Genomic DNA, 17,740 nt, shown 5'->3' on the forward strand with positions numbered 1-17,740 from the left:
AAGTCATGAGCACGCGAGCTCATGACTTTTTGCACTATATATACTCAGGGAACACTCTACAACCCTTTTCCTGCTCTATATCATGGCCAAAGAAAACAATCGGTTTCTCTTTCGTCACAACTTCTTTTAAACGTTTAATTGAAGATAAAGCTAATTCTGGATCAAATCCTGCGAACGGCACTTCATCTTCAAAATTCTCTTTCGTGTACGATGCGTCAATCGTTAATAAAACTGAACCGGATTGCTCCGTCTCAATGAATAACGACTGATGGCCTGGAGAATGCCCTGGCGTATACAATAATTGAACACCGGGTACCACTTCATAATCCCCTTCAATAATTTTGTAGTTCAAATGCAGTAATATACATTCGTCCATATATTCTTCTCTATGAAGTGCTGCCTCATATTCCGTTCGTTGTACAATAATCGGTGTATTTGTAAAAGCACCGTTTCCTCCTGCATGATCAAAATGTAAGTGAGAACTAATAATATATAGAAGGTCTTCTGGCTCATACCCTACACGCTTTAAAATATTGACAATTCTATCTTCTTCAGTCATTTTCGGTAAGATCTGTCCCTCAACAAATGTACCGTTAAAAAGCCCTTCATTATTAACTGCACTTTCTGGCATACCAGTGTCTACTAAAATAGGACCTTCTTCCGTCTCCAAAAGATAACACCAAACCGGCAAGTCTAATAGTTTCCCTGGAGTTAAAGTACCGTTAACAGACGAATGATCCAACATACAACGACCTGCTGGGATGAAATAAAGTTTCTTTACTGTCATTATGTATCCACCTTTACATTTAGTTTTGGATAAAGTAATACAGTAAAAAATTCTTCTTTTTAGAAATAAACTCCTTCTAGACTATCAGTACAGCTTGCATAAAAATGAAACATTAACACCGATTAACGCTGAAAACTTAAAGAAAGCACATGCACTACTTGAAAGCGGGCACACCATTGAAAAAATCGTATTAGAGAAATTTTAATCATGATAGTGACAGATAGTATGTAAAATTATATTAACGATTTTTCGAATATATCTATCATAACGTACAATATATCAACGATTTTTCAAATATATCTATCACAAACCAAATTATATCAACGATTCGACAAGGTATATCGATTTATCGACAAATAACAACAATAAGAAAAGGCTGTTCCAGATGAACAGCCTTTTCTTTATTTACTTGAAATCTCTTTATTATTTTGAACGTCTAACGGAGCTCGCTTTCCTATTCCAAAAGCATAGAAACTAATTGTAACGATAGCTAAGAAAATAATACCTACAACTAATGAAATACGAGTATCATCGTTAAACCACATTCCGATTAATACCATAATTAAAAAGGCAATCGTTAAATAGTTTGTTACAGGAGCAAATGGCATTTTGAACGGATGATCTTTCATCTCTGCTCCCTTTTCTTTTCTAAAATTAATTTGACTAATTAAAATGACGAACCATGGTACCATACCAGGGAGTACACTCGCACTATATACATATACGAATAAATTTTTCGGTGCGATGTAACTTAAAACAACACCAACCGCCAGACCGATAATTACGCCAACTGTACCGAATAAAGGTACACCATTTCCAGAAAGTTTCGTGAAATATTTCGGTGCTTGTCCATTTACACCTAACGTATAAAGCATACGTCCAGCACTATAAATACCACTATTACAACCAGACATTGCCGCTGTAATTACAACGAAGTTAATAAGTCCAGCTGCTGCCGTAATACCAACTTTCGCAAAAGTCGCTACGAACGGGCTACCAATTGTACTTAATTGATCCCACGGATATACAGTTACAATAACGAAAATAGCACCAATATAGAATATTAAAATACGCCAAATTGTACTTTGAATCGCTCTTGTAAGTGTCTTCTTCGGATTTTTCGCTTCGCCAGCAGTAATTCCGATTAATTCCACACCTTGATACGCTCCAACTACAAGTGATAATGCAAAGAAGAATCCTGAAAAACCACCTGTAAAGAAACCGCCATTTGACCAAAGATTAGATATGCCAATCGCTTCTCCGCCGTTACCAATTCCAAAGAAAATAAGGCCAAACCCTGCAATAATCATTAATAGAATCGTAACGATTTTAATCATCGCGAACCAAAATTCAAATTCACCAAATGACTTAACTGAAATTAAGTTAGCTGCACCAAGAATAACCATTGCGATTATACCTGGTATCCAAGCTGGTAAATCCGGGAACCAATATTGCATATACGCTCCAACCGCGATAATTTCTGACATCCCAACGATAACCCACTGGAACCAGTTACTCCAAGCTGTCATATAACCAGCTAGCGGATGAATATACTTATGACCGAACGTCGCAAATGAGCCTGTACTTGGCTCCATATACAACATTTCTCCCATGGCACGCATGATGAAGAAGATGAAAATACCTGCAATTGCATAAGCAAGCATTACTGACGGACCTGTCCATTTAATTGTGCTGGCTGACCCCATAAACAAACCAACACCAATCGTTCCGCCTAAAGCAATCATTTGAATATGACGTGCTTCTAAACCTCTTTTCAATTCTTTGTTTGCCACTTCACTTCCCCCTCTTAGATGATTCATAGCCGCATTTTAAAACAAGATGCTTTCCCCTAATTCCTTTCGGCCCTGAAAATGATGAAGCAAACGTCATTTTACACTAGCTTTAAAGCTATCCTAAAATCGTTTTGTGCTCCTAATAAAATTCTCAAAACCTTTCATCTTCCAATATTCTATAAATCTTAAAATTACTCACCTTATATTAATTCATTAATCTGAAAAATTCAATTATTTTTTCAATAAATCAATATGCATGATCGCACTTAATTTTTAACTAAATTAACAATAAAATACATCTATTCAATATGATTCCGGCATGTATATTATTACAATATAAATAACCGAGGAGATCTTATCTTCCTCGGTTTCATACTTCATGCACTTCAATCTTCATAGTTGATAACGTAATTTCCCAAACGCTAGATTCATATACCAATCAGAAATTTAATATATTAATAAATTACTAACTTCTTTAGTCCAGTCCAATTTTGAGGCATAAAATATAAAAGAGTCTCATTAAAAAATGAGACTCTTTTACGATTTCATATTTAAATCGATTTCGAAGTTTTCTTACCAAAGATAAACACTTTAGTAAACATTGCCATTATAACTACAATAACCAGAAAATAAAGTGGCATCACCAGTAACGAGCCTGTATGCAGCTGACTCATTCCCCAAATTGTCATCGTTACAATTACATAGTACCCTAAACTAAACAATGCACCTGCTGTACCAATAACATCTTGAAAATCTACTAATGCTAAACTTAAACAGTTAGGTAACGCTACTCCAATCCCTAATAACAATATAAACATCGCTATTAAAAATACAACCATATATATAACATTCGGATTTGATCCAACAAACGTAATAACAGATAAAAGGATAGCTCCTCCTATCATTACGAGACAACCGATATATATAATTTTCTCTGGTTTATAAGTAGCAAGTAAACGTTTTGAAACTTTCGCTCCAACAATAGAAGCAGACGCTACAACAATTCCTAAAAATCCATACATACTAGGTGATAATTGAAAGTATTCAATAAAGATAAACGGCGCTTCTGCATAATAGCTAAATAAAACACCATTTGCTCCTCCAATTAATAGCCCATATGTTACTACTTTCGGATTTGTAATTAATCTTTTCAATACTGAAAAGACATTTATTTCATTTGTCACTGAGTCCGTTTTTGTTTCTGGAAGAGAAACAAACGTATACAGAAAAATCCCGACACTCATAACAACTAAACTTAAAAATACTATTTTAAATCCAAACATTTGATCAAGAAAGCCACCAATTAACGGTCCTATAGCTGGTGTAAAAGCAATGACTGCCGAAATTTGAGCGAACATAACATGCCGCTTATGCCCTTCTACACTTTCCCGAAGAATCGTTTGTGTAACCACGGATCCTGCACTTGCTCCAAACGCTTGAATAAAACGACTTATCAATAAAACTTCAATGGAACTTGCAATATAGCATAAGAAACTCCCAGCGCCATATATGAAAATTCCAAGTAACATCGCTCGGCGACGACCAATTATATCTGATAACCACCCAATAAAAAATACACCTAACGCAAATCCAGCAAAATACACACTAAGTGTTAACTGCACCTCATTATTACTTACATGTAACGCCTTTGAAATGTCCGGTAAAGACGGTGTGTAAATCGTTTCACTAATTTGCGGAAATGCGACAAGAATAATCATTAACAAAAGTGATGGTACTGAGACTTTTTTCATTTTTCATACCCTCCTATAACTTTGAAAATCTCAGAAATAAAAAGACTTTCCTTAGCTACGGAACAGGAGGGGCCATTATAGAAATTCGATCATAAAACAACAAAGAAAACACCTCAATTACGTATGTTAATACTTATAGGAGGGTAATATTAACATTGATTTTTAAATATACTTTTTCAATTATATTACATATTGCGTTTCTTTTACTAGTGCTCGGCCTTGGAGGATTGTTAAAAAGATAACTTGATGCAGTCACCTTTTTATGGAATAATTAGAAATAGTTTGAATTCATAAGTTTAATTATTAAACGATAGACTAGTATATTTTAATGTCACAAGCTTACAAACAGGAGGACTTTCGTAATGATTGAAATTTTAAGGACAGTAGTAAACTTTCTAATTTCTCTATTCTCAGGAGAATTACCATTTGTATATTATGTATGGATTATTACCCTATTCCTAATTCAAATAACCCAATCTACTCTAAACTATAAACTCTTTAACAAGAAAAACAATTTAAGCACTTATATATCGGAAGGATTACTCGCTTTTATTATTTTATTGTTTGGAGGCATGTTAGTATCTAAGTTACTTGCTTACATAATAGACGATCCTACTATTAGTATGACAAATGTAACACATTATTTTATTTCTCTTATCATATTAACTATTTTTGTCGTAATAACCTGTATTAAAGACTTTATAGAGACATCTATAAAGAATAAAAATATATCTCTTTTGAGCTTTTTAGTAATTTCCTTCATAACAAGTATACTTTCATTCAAGTTTTTATCACCTTTAATTGAAGGTTCTTTTTCTCTTTCTAAATCTTTTATAACTACTTTAATTATTCTAGTAACTGTATCCATTCCTCTATTAATTTCTTTAGAGGAAAAATATGCAGGTGAAAAGGAAACGGAAAATTTATAGCTTCTCATTTACAGAAAAGAAAGAGGGAGCTCCCCTCTTTCTTTTCTATCGTTCTATTTCACAAGACTAAATCATTCCTTTTAATATTAATCCTAAAACTGACATTATTATCGCGCTAATAATAATCCGCAAAATCCAAGTTGTGTTTGTACTTATTTTTTCTAATTGCTTATTGATTGTTGCTATATCTTTCTCATTAATAGTAGTACGCGTTTCTAAATTTCGAATGTCTCTCATAATTTCTTTTTGCTCCGCCTTGAGACTGTCAATTTTAGCGTAAACATCTTCCATATATTCACACCCTCTGTTCATCTTAATAGAAAAATCTATATATATTATGAGACAACCCTCTTACCTGTGAATACATTGCGTATATCCGCGTACCAAATTATTTGTACAATCTAATTGAATTACTCACATGTTTCCATTTTTCTATTTATAAATTAGCGTTAAGATAAATTAAAATTAGAAAAGGAATCCCTTGTTTATTTAACAACAAACAAGATGCAATCCAACATTCGGGAGCACCTACGATAATTTCTATTGTTTTCATCACCATTTTCATATTTACAACTCAATATAATCAGTATGATTTTCTGAAGAATCCACTTTTTCAGCTGCTTAATGTATACTAATATTAATACGAAATAGCTGTATTGATAAACTCTCTAGAACAATAAATATACTGGCTGAAACGGATCTATATCCGATATTTTTTCCAGTAACATGAATGGTTATTTCTGATAAATGCGTTTGTATATCATTGTTTTCAATAATTTCATCCTCAACCTTTACAATATCTGCTTCACAATCTACTTCTTTAAAAGTTTTCAATAATTTTGTTTCCAATAAACTACAATCAAAATTCTCATCTTTTATTACAGCAAATTTAACCTTCATATCGATTTCCCCATTTTTAACAAACTAAAATCATTAAATCAATATAAATATATATTATTCTATTAAATAATTCAAAATATACGCTTCTTATATACATTATTAAAAATCAGTTCTAAAGAATTAAATGCAAAAAGAAATTAAATATACAAATCCCCTTTTTCAACCAATCAATATAGAATTCCCTTATGCCCAATGATTAAAATTTTTTCATTTTAAAGCCATAGATTCTGAGGATTTTTTGTTTTTATATTAATAATTCATTTCTTGAATTTTGTAGCATCGGAAATAATAATATAGTGAAACAAATTAAATATTAGGCGTTCCACTGATCTTTCGTATAATTCGTCTCTTAATTATTTTGCTCATTGCGCTTTTTTATTTCCATCCCTATTTCAACTGAACTTTGTGTAATAATGCATATTTCAAATACATTATTTCCTTTCACTCATACTTTTATCATTAAGTTTTTATTCACAAATTCGTAACACATATATATGAGTTATCATGCTAAAATTAGTTTATTCACAAGAAGAAGTTATTCTTAATAAATCAATAATTTTTAATACCCTGTTTAAAGCCTTGCCCCCCTGCAAGGCTTTTTCCTATTTAACTAGAGTAGTAGTTTTCGTTATGCATCTCTCTTCTTTGTTCCTTACCCTACAAATAATACTGCATGTTTATTTTAATTTTTCAGCATCCGTACTCGCTCTGTTCGAGAGCTCTTTACCAAATATTCAATCTAATGATAAAATTGACCAAATTAATATTTTCGTCCATACCTGTATCAAAAAGTACACTAAAGAAAAAAAGCACTCTCACGATTAAGTAAACGCGAGCTTTTTCTTCTATCTACTTACTATTTAAGGTTAATAGTTTAGTAACAAGATTTAAAAATTCGACTTAAATTCATTGATGAATGGAGAGGTTTATATGAAATTAAAAGACAAAGTAGCAATCATAACTGGTGGTGCAAGTGGAATTGGCGAATCTACTGTTCGTCTTTTTATCGAAGAAGGTGCAAAAGTAGTTATTGCTGACTTTTCTGAACGTGGAAAAGAACTATCAGATGAATTGAATGCACATGGATATAATACGTTATTTATTAAAACCGATGTAACAAAAGAGGCAGATATTAAACAGCTAATTCATGAGACAGTAAGTACATACGGTAAATTAGATATTATGTATGCCAATGCCGGCGTTGCTGATGATGCACCGGCAAACGAATTATCCTATGAAAAGTGGAAAAGAACTATTGATATTAATTTGTCTGGGGTATTCCTTTCTGATAAATATTCGATTGAACAATTTCTTAAACAAGGTACAGGTGGTGTCATCGTTAACGCTGGTTCGATTCATAGTTTTGTTTCATTACCTACCCCAACAGCATACTCCTCTGCAAAAGGTGGTGTGAAACTATTAACTCAAAATTTATGTACTGCCTACGCTAAATATGGAATACGTATTAACGCGGTGTGCCCTGGTTATATTGACACCCCTTTACTAGGTAGTGTTAATCCTCAACAGAAAGAATATTTAGCTTCACTTCATCCACAAGGCAGACTTGGAACACCAGAAGAAGTCGCTAAAGCTGTCTTATTTTTAGCAAGTGATGATGCTAGTTTTGTTAACGGTACAACACTTCTTGTTGATGGAGGCTATACTGCACGTTAATTTTAAAATTTTGAAGCACCCTAAGAAATATATAGTCTTCAACAAGAAAAAGCGCCATCACAAGTGACGGCGCTTTTTCTATGTAAGAGCAACTAGAAGATACCCTTCTAGCCTACTCCCATTTATAAGTCCAAAATTGTTCAAGTTGCAGCCATTTTAATGTTGCTGCATCTTTGTTTTTTATTTTTGCATGCGTGTCTTCAAGCATTGCTTCTGTTTGTGAACGGTGCGCACCTAGTGCAGTTAATTTATGATCAAATACTTCACTAATGTTATTTACAACATCCGGTTCTCCTAATACTGCTTCACGATTTTTCGTAATCGCAACCGCATGAATAACTGGGCGCTCTTCTTTTGGCATACGTGATACAGCGCGAACGACAGCGCGGCCAAATGCATTATGATCTGGATGTACACCGTGCTCTGGATAAAATGTAATAATTCGAGATGGATTTACTTCTTGAATGATTGCTTCAATTTTGTCAGCAACGAAATCAACATCTTCAAATTCTAACGTTTTATCATGGAAGCCAAGCATTCTTAAATCTTTAATCCCCATCGCTTCACAAGCATCTTTCAATTCTTTCTCACGGATATTTGGAATCGTTTCACGGTTAGCGAATACGTTCTTACCCATGTTACGTCCCATTTGTCCTAGAGTACCACATGCATATGTTACAGGTACTCCTTGATCTGTTAATAAGCGAATTGTTCCTCCCGCAGCATATGCTTCATCATCTGGATGCGGAAATACAACAAGTACATGTCTCTCCATAAGTTTCCCTCCTTCTTACTTAAATGGTGTTAAGCTTAACTCAAGTGCGACTGCTAGACGACCTAAATTATCATGTCCAGCTAGTAATAAACGCTCTTGACCGTCTACTTCCCAGTGCGTAATACCTTCAGCATATACCCAACCATGATCCATTTTTAAACCAACTCGGTATGGATTTGTTCCAGTTATCTTCCCGCGTTCAAAACGGATAATTGCATTTCGAATGAAAGCACCAACTGTCATCATCTTTTCATTTATGTGTGATGCATACGCTCCGTTTGTCGTTTCTAAATGAATATATACATCTTTATTTACAAAACGTTCAATTTCATTTTGAATAAGAGAACTATCTTTTACTATTTCCATCGGAATTCACCTCTTTAAACCATTTTACGCAAAAATAATGTAAATTGCTATCTCTATATTAGAGGACAACGCTCACTTTTCCTAATAATTTGCACTGTGTTTTTTATATTTTTTATATGATATGTAAAAAATACATTTTTTCCTTCACTTTGTTAAATAGTTTTCTTTCTTTTTTGAATTTGCTACAATATATTTTATCCCGCATTATTGCAGCGAGATACATTTCGACAATTGAATACATAATTTAAAGAAGGTGACATGATTGGAACAATCAGCACATGAAGTAGCAAATTGGCAATATTATTTTGCAATTGCCGTATTTTTAATCACGTACGGATTTATTATTTCTGAGAAATTGAATCGTGCTGTAATCGCACTATTCGGTGCTGCTATTATGATTATTTTTGGAGTTGTAGATTTACATACTGCTTTCACATCACATATTCAATGGGAAACGATTACCCTTTTAATTGGGATGATGATTCTCGTACATATTACGAGTCAATCAGGCGTCTTTGAATTTGTGGCCATTAAAGCGGCAAAAGCGGCTGGCGGAAAACCGATTCGCATTTTATTATTACTATCCCTATTAACTGCTGTCGGATCAGCATTTTTGGACAATGTAACGACTGTTTTATTAATCGTTCCTGTTACATTATCCATTACACGTATTTTAAAAGTAAATCCTGTGCCTTATTTGATTTCAGAAGTGCTGTTTTCAAATATAGGCGGAACAGCAACATTAATCGGTGATCCACCTAATATTATGATTGGATCAGCAAACAAGCATTTAGACTTTAACGCCTTTTTACTTAACTTAGCTCCAATCGTAATTATTATTTCTATCGTGACACTTGGCATTATTTACTTCATGTATCGTAACAAACTAAAAACAACACCTGAACAAATCGAAAAACTAATGGCATTAAACGAAAAAGATTACATTAAAGATCAAAGCCTCCTTTTAAAATCTATTTCGATTTTAGGACTAACTATTTTAGGCTTCGTACTTCATTCGATTATTCATGTAGACGCTGCTGTTATCGCGATGACAGGCGCTACACTTCTTATGTTAATCGGCGTGAAAGAACATGACATTGAAGATGTATTTGCCCACGTTGAATGGGTAACCATTTTCTTCTTCGCCGGACTATTTGTTCTCGTTGGCGGGTTAATTGATATCGGACTTATCTCTTCACTTGCAAAAGAAGTAATCGACGTAACAAACGGTGACATCGGATTCGCAGCTATACTTATTTTATGGGTATCTGGCATCGCATCTGCGACAATCGACAACATCCCATTTGTCGCTACGATGATTCCTCTTATTCAAGACTTAGCTACAGGACTCGGACTATCTGTCGATTCTCCGCAAATCGAAGTACTATGGTGGGCGTTATCTCTTGGAGCTTGCTTAGGAGGAAATGGAACGCTAATCGGAGCATCTGCAAACGTAGTCGTTGCTGGTATTGCAAAACGTGAAGGACATGCTTTCTCTTATATGGACTTCTTAAAAATTGGTTTACCATTAACTATTGTTGCACTCTTGTTATCACATGCTTATATATATTTACGTTATTTAATGTAAAAGTTGTATTGCATGAAATTATATCGTCAAATACAAAAGGTTTGCAGCATCGTGCTGCAAACCTTTTTTCATCACCAAAATATACCGATAATTGCTAACCCACCTAAAATCATACCACCAATTTGTCCGACAATTGTTGGTGATAATTGAACACCTTTTCTCACTTCAACAACTGGTCTTTCGTGCCTTAGTTGCTGCACTTCGCTTTGCAGTTGATGTACACTTCCGTGTAACTCTTTAATTAGTTCCTTTAATTCAGCGACCTCTTCATTTACTGGTTTTGCTTTTTCTAAATTCATTTTACATAACTCCTTATAAATTCAATCAGTTCACTGTAAATTTTCGCCAATTATCATTATATCTCCTGCATACTACATATATAATATTGAATGTATTCGCTAATCTTGCAGCTCTATCCATTCATCCCGCAATATCCCCATAATCATACGATCAAAACACTTCCCATCTCTTTGAACTGCTTCTCTCATACAACCTTCCATCTGAAAACCCATCTTTTTATACAACTCAATCGCAGCTTTATTATAAGAGATAACATCAAGACCGACGCGGTGCAAATTCAATTCATAGAAAGCATATTTTAAGATAAGATGGATCGCTTCTTTTCCATATCCCTTCCCTCTATCATTCGCATCTCCTATACCAATTGCTAATAACCCTGTTCTGTTATTCCACTCTATGCCATGAATCGCCACAAAACCAATTAAACGATCATCTTGAACTGTCCTCAACATGAAAGATACACTATTCGATTTCCGTCCTTTTAATAGCCCATCACTTGCTATTTCTTGTATCGATTGCGGGAATGCTACATCTGTATCTACATTTCTTAAATATTCACTATCCTCTTGCCACATAGCCATTACTTCAGCATCAGCTTCTCTAATAGCTGATAATTTAATCGTTTTATTTCGAAAAAGATTCATTGTCATTTCAAACTCCCCTTTTTTTAATAGCGGGGATACTTATTTTAACCTATTTATCCCCTTGTTTCATAAACGGGATACTTACAATAAGCGCTGACATTGGCATATCTCCTCTACGTTAAATTAAATTCATTGTATAATTTTTCATTTATTCTAACAATAAAAAAAGACCCTCAAAATTTAGAGGGTCTTCCTAACAACGAATCGATATTATTTCGTAAACATTTTCTCCGCTTCATCCATTGCCATTTTGTTTCCTAAAGCAGAATAGTCAAGCCATGGTTGATCATTGATAATGTATACGTGCTTGCCTTTAACTGCTTTTAAATCTTTCCAAATTGGTGTTTCTTGAAGTTGTTTAAATGCAGCTTTTGCCTTATCATCTCTGTTTACAACAACGAAAATCGCATCTGCATCAAAGTCAGGTAATACTTCTTGTGAAATGACTTCGAAAGGACGGTTTCCATCAATTTTCTCTACACCGTTTGCAGGTTGTAATCCTAAATCTTGGAATAAAATTGGTCCCATCGGTCTTTTCGTACTAAATACACGTAATTCTTTTGCAGTAACGCGAATTGCCATTACTTTTTCGTTATTACCTAGCTCTTTATCTATTAAACTTTTTACTCGTTTTGATTGCTCTTCGTAATCTTGAATATATTTATCTGCTTCTTTCTCACGGTTTACAAGTTTACCAACTTGTTTTAAATGATCTCTCCACGTACCTTCATCTAAATTGAAAGAATGTGTTTTTGCAATTTTTTCGTATTTCGCTAAATCTTTGCCAGCGTATTTTTCATCCACATAAATTTCAGATGGCTTTAACTGAAGCAACGCTTCCATATTCGGATCTGTTACAACACCAAGCTTCTTCGTATCTTTCAACTTCTCTTTAGCATGCGGTAAGAAATCTTTTAAATCTCCACCAATAACAGAGCCTACAGGTGTAATTCCTAATGCAAGTAAATTATTCGTTAAGTGAATGGACATAGAAGCGATTTTCGGATTATTACTTTTTTCAGTTTTTTTCGTTGCCTCTTCATTAGCTTTCGTTTGACCACATGCTGCTAATACTAAAATACACATGATGCTAAATAAAATAGTAAGTTTCTTTTTCATATGTTCTCCTCTTTGAAGTATTTATTTTGTTTTTGTAAGTAAATAAAGAAAATAAGGTGCTCCTAAAGCTGCCACTACTACACCAGCTGGAATAGAATTTGGCTCGAATATAGAACGACCTATCGTATCTGCTAGTACTAAAATAATCATTCCGATAATGCCAGCTAGCGGAAGAAAATGTTGATAGGTAGTACCTACTAACTTTCTTGCAATATGTGGAGCAACTAAACCGATAAAACCAATCCCTCCTGCCATCGATACACTTGCGCAAGATAATCCAACCGCTGTAGCTAATAGTAATAACCGTTCTTTTTGAACAGAAACACCAAGTCCTGCCGCTACACTATCACCTAGTGACAACGCATTTAACGTTTTAGATTTTAGCCACGCATAAGGGGTTAGTATGAAAATCCAAGGTAATAATGCAAGGACATGAATCCAATCCCTTCCCCACACGTTACCAACTAGCCATCTAGAAGCGAATGTATACGTCTCATCATTTAACTTGAGAGAGAAAAATAACGAAATTGCACTAAAACCAGCTGAAACTGCAATACCAACGAGAATAAGTCTAATAGGAAGTAAACCTTTTGACCGATCACTCGCAAGTAAAATAATAAGAAATGCAGCTAATACTCCTCCGCCAAATGTAAATAACGGTATTAAAATGGATGCACTTTCATTAATAGAATGAAAGAATGTAACGAATATAATTAGCCCGAAAGATGCACCTGAATGCAGTCCAAGAATACCAGGGTCTGCAAGTGCATTACGTGATAATCCTTGCAAAATCGCACCGGAAATCCCAAGGCCAATACCGGCTAACATTGTGATAATAATTCTTGGCATACGATAATCGTATAGCACGGTTGCGCTCTCAAAATCACCATAACCAAAAAGTGTTTCAATTACTTTAAGTGGCGCTATACTCAGTGTCCCTGTATTTAAACTAATTAAAATTACAGCGATACTTACACATCCGAAGATTGCAGTTACAGTAATAGCTCTCTTTTTATCCGTGTTAAAAAGATCTTTCACTTATAGCTCCCTCCCGACTTTACGTGCTATATAGAGGAAGAACGGAACTCCAACAAGAGCTACCATAATCCCTATCGCAAGTTCCTTAGGAGGATTTACTGTTCTTGCTCCTAGGTCAGCTACAACTAATAACATAGCTCCTAATAATGCTGACATAGGAATAATGAGTCTATAATTAACACCAACTAATTTTCTAGCAATGTGTGGGATAACTAATCCTACAAATCCAATAGAACCAACAGCTGAAACAGAAACACCTGCCAGAATAACTACTATAGTCATCCCTAGTATTCTCGTTCGGTTCGTTTTCACTCCTAAATTTGTAGCAACATCATCCCCCATTGATATGAGTGAAATAGATCGCCCTAACACTATCGCAAAAATAATCGTTATAAGAATAATAGGCACTAAAAATTTCAAGTGTTCCCACTTAACCCCTGCAACACCACCAGCATACCAAAACGCTAAATCTTGGCTTAAATCATAATAAATCGCAACACCTGAACTTAATGAATGTAAAAGCGCTGCCATAACAGCTCCAGCAATCGTTAACCTCATTGGTGTTAACCCACCTGATGTTGCTGATCCAATAACAAAAATAAGTACTGTACTTAAGACTGCTCCAATAAAGGAAACAATCATTAAATAGGAATACGGCATATGCGGAAAAAAAGCAAAACTAAGTGCTACTACAAACATCGCTCCTGCATTTATGCCAAGTACACCTGCATCAGCTAAAGGATTTCGTGTTACTCCTTGCATAACCGCTCCAGCGACCGCAAAAGCTGCCCCTACAACTGCTGCTCCAATTACTCTCGGGAGCCTTAATTCATAAATAATTTGGTGCTGCGTTAATTTCGGATTGTAATCCAAAACCGCTGTCCACACCGTTTGTAAATGAATATCCTTTGCACCAAATGAAATGGCTAAAAATATAGATCCAATTAAACATAAAATTGTTAAGCTCATGAAACATATGAACTTAATATGTATCCAGCGGTTACTACCAGCATGTACAGTAGACTTATGTAACATGTTTCATTTCATCCTTTATATTCAGTTGTTTTTTATAATTATTTTTTATTTGTAATTATTATTGATAATAATTATCATTTTCATTTAGATATTATATCCCCACTTTTTTTAAATAGCAAACTATTTTTTTACTTTGCTACAATATTAAAATACTCATTACAATTCCCTTCTAAAACTTACAAATACATGCAAAATAGACTACTGGATTATTTTTTAAATTGTAGTATACTTATTAATTATTTTGATTTTTCTAATAAAGATACCGAAGGTGACACAATGTTCTATATAAAACAACTACTATATTTCACTTACGAGCAAGCATTATCTTGCTTATTCCCAGTCGTTATTTTCTTAACACTAGCCCTGTCAAAAATTGTTTCAATCCCAGGGTTATATCGTTATGATTTCATACTCATCGTATGCCTTCTTATGCAGTGGATTATGTACAAGACTGGACTTGAGACGAAAGACGAGTTAAAAGTAATCACTGTCTTTCACCTCATCGGACTCTTTCTAGAAATATATAAAGTCCATTTTGGTTCATGGAGTTATCCTGAAGAGGCATATTCAAAGATTTTTGGAGTCCCGCTTTACAGCGGTTTTATGTATGCTAGTGTCGCAAGTTACATATGCCAAGCGTGGAGAAGGTTGCATTTACAAATGCATCATTGGCCGAAAGCTATTTTTGCCGTACCGTTAGGAGCTATGATTTACTTCAATTTTTTCACACACCACTTTACATACGACTTTAGATGGATATTAACTTTACTACTATTCATTGTTTTCTCTCGCACATTTGTACAATTTTCATTACAAGGTGTTACATATAAAATGCCACTCATTCTCTCCTTTTTCCTTATCGGATTTTTCATTTGGATTGCAGAGAACATCGCAACATTTTTCGGTGCATGGCAATATCCAAATCAACGGGAAGCGTGGAATCTCGTTCACTTAAGTAAAATTAGCTCATGGTTTTTACTCGTTGTTATTAGCATTATGATTGTCACGCAGCTCAAACATTTGAAGGAATCAAAAAGATAATACTGATTATGTAAAAACAGGCAGCCCATCACTCATAAGAGAGTGATGGGCTTTTTTAGTAATATTTTTTAAACAGTCCTTATCAAAGGAGTTATAATTTACAAGAGCATAAGCAGTTGCATATTATGAACTACTACTAGCAGAAGAGGTTGCTGCAGATGAAGCGGCAATCGTTGCCATCATAGCTGCTTGTTGTGCTTGTATGAGGACTTCTATCATTGTTTGTAAACCTGTGTTGGTAGCTTTACTTTCCTCACCTTTCTGACTTACGAACAGTTGAATAGCAATAAGAATATTTGTATCTGTATGCCAACGGAATAATTTATCCCCCTGCAATTTTTCAATAAATGCTCGAATAGAATGAATCTCTTTTTCTCCGTCCTCGAGTAACGCTAGTAGCCCGATAGCTGGGTAATGCATCTGTTTTACTTTTATCTTTTCTTGCTTTAACAAATTCCATATATTTGTACATTTTGCAACTAATAGTTCTTCCCTGACATCCTTCTTTAGTGAAAGAATATGACTCAAAAATTGAAGATCATTCCCTTTACGCAAACCAGCTGTCGCTAGTTTCTGATAAAGACGTTCCACTCGGTCCATAAGTGTTTCTACATGCTCTGATTGTCCTGCTAATAAAACTGCGAGCGGATAATCATTTGTACTTGTAAGAAAGAGGTGATCCTTTTTCATGCGTTTATATACTTGCATCGAACGCTGAATATGTGTGCCATGCTGTTCATTTTCTTCTGTTAAAAGCACAGCTGCTGCGAGATAAGTAAATATACTCCGGCTAAAGCCACCAGTGACCAATTGTTCATATAAATCTAAAAACGTCCGAAAAGCTTCCTTGTAATCTGTAAAGTGAATATCTAATGTTGCGGCCACTACAAAACGATGATAAGACTTTAAGTATGAAAACATCCCTACCTGATTCTTAATATAACTACTAATTTCTAAAAAACGTCCGAGATCAAACAATTTATCACTACCTGCATACATAGCAGCAATCATCATTCCTGTTCGAGAATCACTCGTTTTCCATTTTAGTTCTCCCTTTAACTGTACATATGTATGTTTATATTGCTCCAACTTTTGCTCTAATGTAATCATAGTATTCACCCCTATTTCTAGTTCTTCTCTATTATTATACGTATATTCCATATTTAGGAATACTATAATTAATAATCACACCATAAAAATTATAACATTCTCTTATCCTTCTTCATCAGCACCACGATGATAATCCCTAATCCTTCAAGAAGTTATACAAAAAAGGTAGATAATAATTTATCTACCTTTTTTGTATATATTATTTAACATTACAACTGTATTGCTTGTTATATGCAATTAAGACTAAAGAGCTTTAATAATACGTTCCATCGCTTTCATTTGCCCAATATGATCAGCTTCATGATAAAGCATCATACCGTAAAGCTCCCCTACTGTTTCCAATCCTAGGAATGGCTCTGGCAGTTTATTTTCAAATGCTTCTGCTGGAATTTCGTTAATACGTTTTGCTTGTTCTTTTAATTGAGCCGTTAATACTTCTAACGATGGTCCTTCTGTTTTCCATTTAGATGGTCGTGATCCATACCCAAACATACCTGGATATTCAGTTGGTAATTGTTTGAATTCTTTTCCAAACATGAAAACTTCTGCTGCTGTTAACACGTGACCGATATGCCAACGAATTGTATTGTTAAAACCCTCTGGCTGCGTATCCGCAGTTTTATCATCTAACGTTTCCATAAATTTAAGTAACGCCCCGCGCGTTATTTCAAATTGTTTTAAACCCACTAGTCTATTCATTTTATCGTTCTCCTTCTTGATGTACAATTTATTATGAACTAAGAATGTTCAACTTATTAAAGTTTCACCTTGTTTAATCTATCAGAAACAAATAATAAATACATCTAATATGCTTATTAAAAATAATAAAAAGGTTCACTCCTCGTAAATATAGAATTACTTACTATGTAAATAAAAGAGGAGTGTACTTG

At 34.3% G+C, this 17,740-nt stretch carries 18 protein-coding genes; 4 read left to right on the top strand and 14 right to left on the bottom strand.

All coding sequences use genetic code 11. The features are described from left to right. Positions 1-34: 34 nt before the first annotated feature. The 3 genes from aiiA to RT27_RS12305 form a co-directional block, all read right to left on the bottom strand. The gene (aiiA, locus tag RT27_RS12295) at positions 35-787 is read right to left on the bottom strand and encodes an N-acyl homoserine lactonase AiiA (RefSeq protein ID WP_043936320.1); all 753 of its coding nucleotides are present in this window, start codon (positions 785-787) and stop codon (positions 35-37) included. 401 nt (positions 788-1,188) lie between these two features. Further along, positions 1,189-2,580 (bottom strand): amino acid permease, encoded by a 1,392-nt coding sequence (locus tag RT27_RS12300; RefSeq protein WP_001284410.1) that lies wholly within the window; start codon positions 2,578-2,580, stop codon positions 1,189-1,191. Positions 2,581-3,131: 551 nt separating this feature from the next. Further along, positions 3,132-4,331, bottom strand: coding sequence for a multidrug effflux MFS transporter (locus RT27_RS12305; RefSeq protein ID WP_043936321.1), 1,200 nt, complete (start codon positions 4,329-4,331; stop codon positions 3,132-3,134). A gap of 362 nt (positions 4,332-4,693) precedes the next feature. Here RT27_RS12305 and RT27_RS12310 point away from each other — a divergent pair, with 362 nt between their 5' ends. After that, positions 4,694-5,260 (top strand): DUF5823 family protein, encoded by a 567-nt coding sequence (locus RT27_RS12310; protein ID WP_029442901.1) that lies wholly within the window; start codon positions 4,694-4,696, stop codon positions 5,258-5,260. A 66-nt stretch (positions 5,261-5,326) separates the two neighbouring features. Here RT27_RS12310 and RT27_RS12315 read toward each other — a convergent pair whose 3' ends face one another. Then, complete coding sequence (locus RT27_RS12315) at positions 5,327-5,551, bottom strand: hemolysin XhlA family protein (RefSeq protein WP_000390462.1); 225 nt, start codon at positions 5,549-5,551, stop codon at positions 5,327-5,329. Between the two features lie 330 nt (positions 5,552-5,881). Continuing rightward, a complete protein-coding gene (locus RT27_RS12320; protein ID WP_029442902.1) occupies positions 5,882-6,160 on the bottom strand; it encodes a hypothetical protein in 279 nt (92 codons plus the stop codon). A gap of 930 nt (positions 6,161-7,090) precedes the next feature. Between RT27_RS12320 and RT27_RS12325 the strand changes: the two genes are divergently transcribed. Beyond that, positions 7,091-7,834 carry a glucose 1-dehydrogenase gene (locus tag RT27_RS12325; protein WP_000768018.1) on the top strand — a complete coding sequence of 248 codons (744 nt, stop codon included), beginning with the start codon at positions 7,091-7,093 and terminating at the stop codon, positions 7,832-7,834. Between the two features lie 112 nt (positions 7,835-7,946). Here the strand turns inward: RT27_RS12325 and bshB2 are convergent, their stop codons facing one another. Together bshB2 and RT27_RS12335 are read right to left on the bottom strand one after the other, a co-directional pair. Then, positions 7,947-8,609: a bacillithiol biosynthesis deacetylase BshB2 gene (gene bshB2 / locus RT27_RS12330; protein WP_000439487.1), complete on the bottom strand. Its 663-nt coding sequence runs from the start codon at positions 8,607-8,609 to the stop codon at positions 7,947-7,949. A 15-nt stretch (positions 8,610-8,624) separates the two neighbouring features. Beyond that, positions 8,625-8,975, bottom strand: a complete 351-nt coding sequence (locus tag RT27_RS12335; protein ID WP_000407046.1) for a YojF family protein — start codon at positions 8,973-8,975, stop codon at positions 8,625-8,627. Between the two features lie 262 nt (positions 8,976-9,237). On the opposite strand from RT27_RS12335, the gene RT27_RS12340 reads away from it, so the two are divergent. Then, entirely contained in the window at positions 9,238-10,563 is a 1,326-nt protein-coding gene (locus tag RT27_RS12340; protein WP_043936322.1) for an ArsB/NhaD family transporter, read from the top strand. 71 nt (positions 10,564-10,634) lie between these two features. On the opposite strand, the gene RT27_RS12345 is transcribed toward RT27_RS12340, so the two are convergent. The 5 genes from RT27_RS12345 to RT27_RS12365 form a co-directional block, all read right to left on the bottom strand. Next, positions 10,635-10,862 carry a hypothetical protein gene (locus tag RT27_RS12345; protein WP_001047304.1) on the bottom strand — a complete coding sequence of 76 codons (228 nt, stop codon included), beginning with the start codon at positions 10,860-10,862 and terminating at the stop codon, positions 10,635-10,637. Positions 10,863-10,961: 99 nt separating this feature from the next. Beyond that, on the bottom strand, positions 10,962-11,513 hold the full coding sequence (locus tag RT27_RS12350; protein WP_016080797.1) for a GNAT family protein: 552 nt from the start codon (positions 11,511-11,513) through the stop codon (positions 10,962-10,964). A gap of 204 nt (positions 11,514-11,717) precedes the next feature. After that, the gene (locus RT27_RS12355; protein WP_029442903.1) at positions 11,718-12,626 is read right to left on the bottom strand and encodes an iron-hydroxamate ABC transporter substrate-binding protein; all 909 of its coding nucleotides are present in this window, start codon (positions 12,624-12,626) and stop codon (positions 11,718-11,720) included. Positions 12,627-12,647: 21 nt separating this feature from the next. Beyond that, positions 12,648-13,664: an iron ABC transporter permease gene (locus tag RT27_RS12360; RefSeq protein WP_043936323.1), complete on the bottom strand. Its 1,017-nt coding sequence runs from the start codon at positions 13,662-13,664 to the stop codon at positions 12,648-12,650. After that, complete coding sequence (locus RT27_RS12365) at positions 13,665-14,699, bottom strand: iron ABC transporter permease (RefSeq protein WP_016080794.1); 1,035 nt, start codon at positions 14,697-14,699, stop codon at positions 13,665-13,667. A 276-nt stretch (positions 14,700-14,975) separates the two neighbouring features. On the opposite strand from RT27_RS12365, the gene RT27_RS12370 reads away from it, so the two are divergent. Beyond that, positions 14,976-15,740 carry a DUF817 domain-containing protein gene (locus RT27_RS12370; protein ID WP_016080793.1) on the top strand — a complete coding sequence of 255 codons (765 nt, stop codon included), beginning with the start codon at positions 14,976-14,978 and terminating at the stop codon, positions 15,738-15,740. A 123-nt stretch (positions 15,741-15,863) separates the two neighbouring features. Here RT27_RS12370 and RT27_RS12375 read toward each other — a convergent pair whose 3' ends face one another. After that, positions 15,864-16,901, bottom strand: a complete 1,038-nt coding sequence (locus RT27_RS12375) for a DUF4003 domain-containing protein (RefSeq protein WP_141542558.1) — start codon at positions 16,899-16,901, stop codon at positions 15,864-15,866. Positions 16,902-17,093: 192 nt separating this feature from the next. After that, positions 17,094-17,549: a DinB family protein gene (locus RT27_RS12380; protein ID WP_001081119.1), complete on the bottom strand. Its 456-nt coding sequence runs from the start codon at positions 17,547-17,549 to the stop codon at positions 17,094-17,096. Positions 17,550-17,740 lie beyond the last annotated feature (191 nt).

The sequence above is a fragment of the Bacillus sp. L_1B0_5 genome (assembly GCF_000836715.1).
Lineage (GTDB): Bacteria > Bacillota > Bacilli > Bacillales > Bacillaceae_G > Bacillus_A > Bacillus_A thuringiensis_S.

Coding starts and splice junctions, on each gene's coding strand:
- aiiA (WP_043936320.1), bottom strand. CDS start 787: ATGACAGTAAAGAAACTTTATTTCATCCCAGCAGGTCGTTGTATGTTG.
- RT27_RS12380 (WP_001081119.1), bottom strand. CDS start 17,549: ATGAATAGACTAGTGGGTTTAAAACAATTTGAAATAACGCGCGGGGCG.
- RT27_RS12335 (WP_000407046.1), bottom strand. CDS start 8,975: ATGGAAATAGTAAAAGATAGTTCTCTTATTCAAAATGAAATTGAACGT.
- RT27_RS12370 (WP_016080793.1), top strand. CDS start 14,976: ATGTTCTATATAAAACAACTACTATATTTCACTTACGAGCAAGCATTA.
- RT27_RS12305 (WP_043936321.1), bottom strand. CDS start 4,331: ATGAAAAAAGTCTCAGTACCATCACTTTTGTTAATGATTATTCTTGTC.
- RT27_RS12325 (WP_000768018.1), top strand. CDS start 7,091: ATGAAATTAAAAGACAAAGTAGCAATCATAACTGGTGGTGCAAGTGGA.
- RT27_RS12355 (WP_029442903.1), bottom strand. CDS start 12,626: ATGAAAAAGAAACTTACTATTTTATTTAGCATCATGTGTATTTTAGTA.
- RT27_RS12320 (WP_029442902.1), bottom strand. CDS start 6,160: ATGAAGGTTAAATTTGCTGTAATAAAAGATGAGAATTTTGATTGTAGT.
- RT27_RS12350 (WP_016080797.1), bottom strand. CDS start 11,513: ATGACAATGAATCTTTTTCGAAATAAAACGATTAAATTATCAGCTATT.
- bshB2 (WP_000439487.1), bottom strand. CDS start 8,609: ATGGAGAGACATGTACTTGTTGTATTTCCGCATCCAGATGATGAAGCA.
- RT27_RS12365 (WP_016080794.1), bottom strand. CDS start 14,699: ATGTTACATAAGTCTACTGTACATGCTGGTAGTAACCGCTGGATACAT.
- RT27_RS12310 (WP_029442901.1), top strand. CDS start 4,694: ATGATTGAAATTTTAAGGACAGTAGTAAACTTTCTAATTTCTCTATTC.
- RT27_RS12375 (WP_141542558.1), bottom strand. CDS start 16,901: ATGGAATATACGTATAATAATAGAGAAGAACTAGAAATAGGGGTGAAT.
- RT27_RS12345 (WP_001047304.1), bottom strand. CDS start 10,862: ATGAATTTAGAAAAAGCAAAACCAGTAAATGAAGAGGTCGCTGAATTA.
- RT27_RS12315 (WP_000390462.1), bottom strand. CDS start 5,551: ATGGAAGATGTTTACGCTAAAATTGACAGTCTCAAGGCGGAGCAAAAA.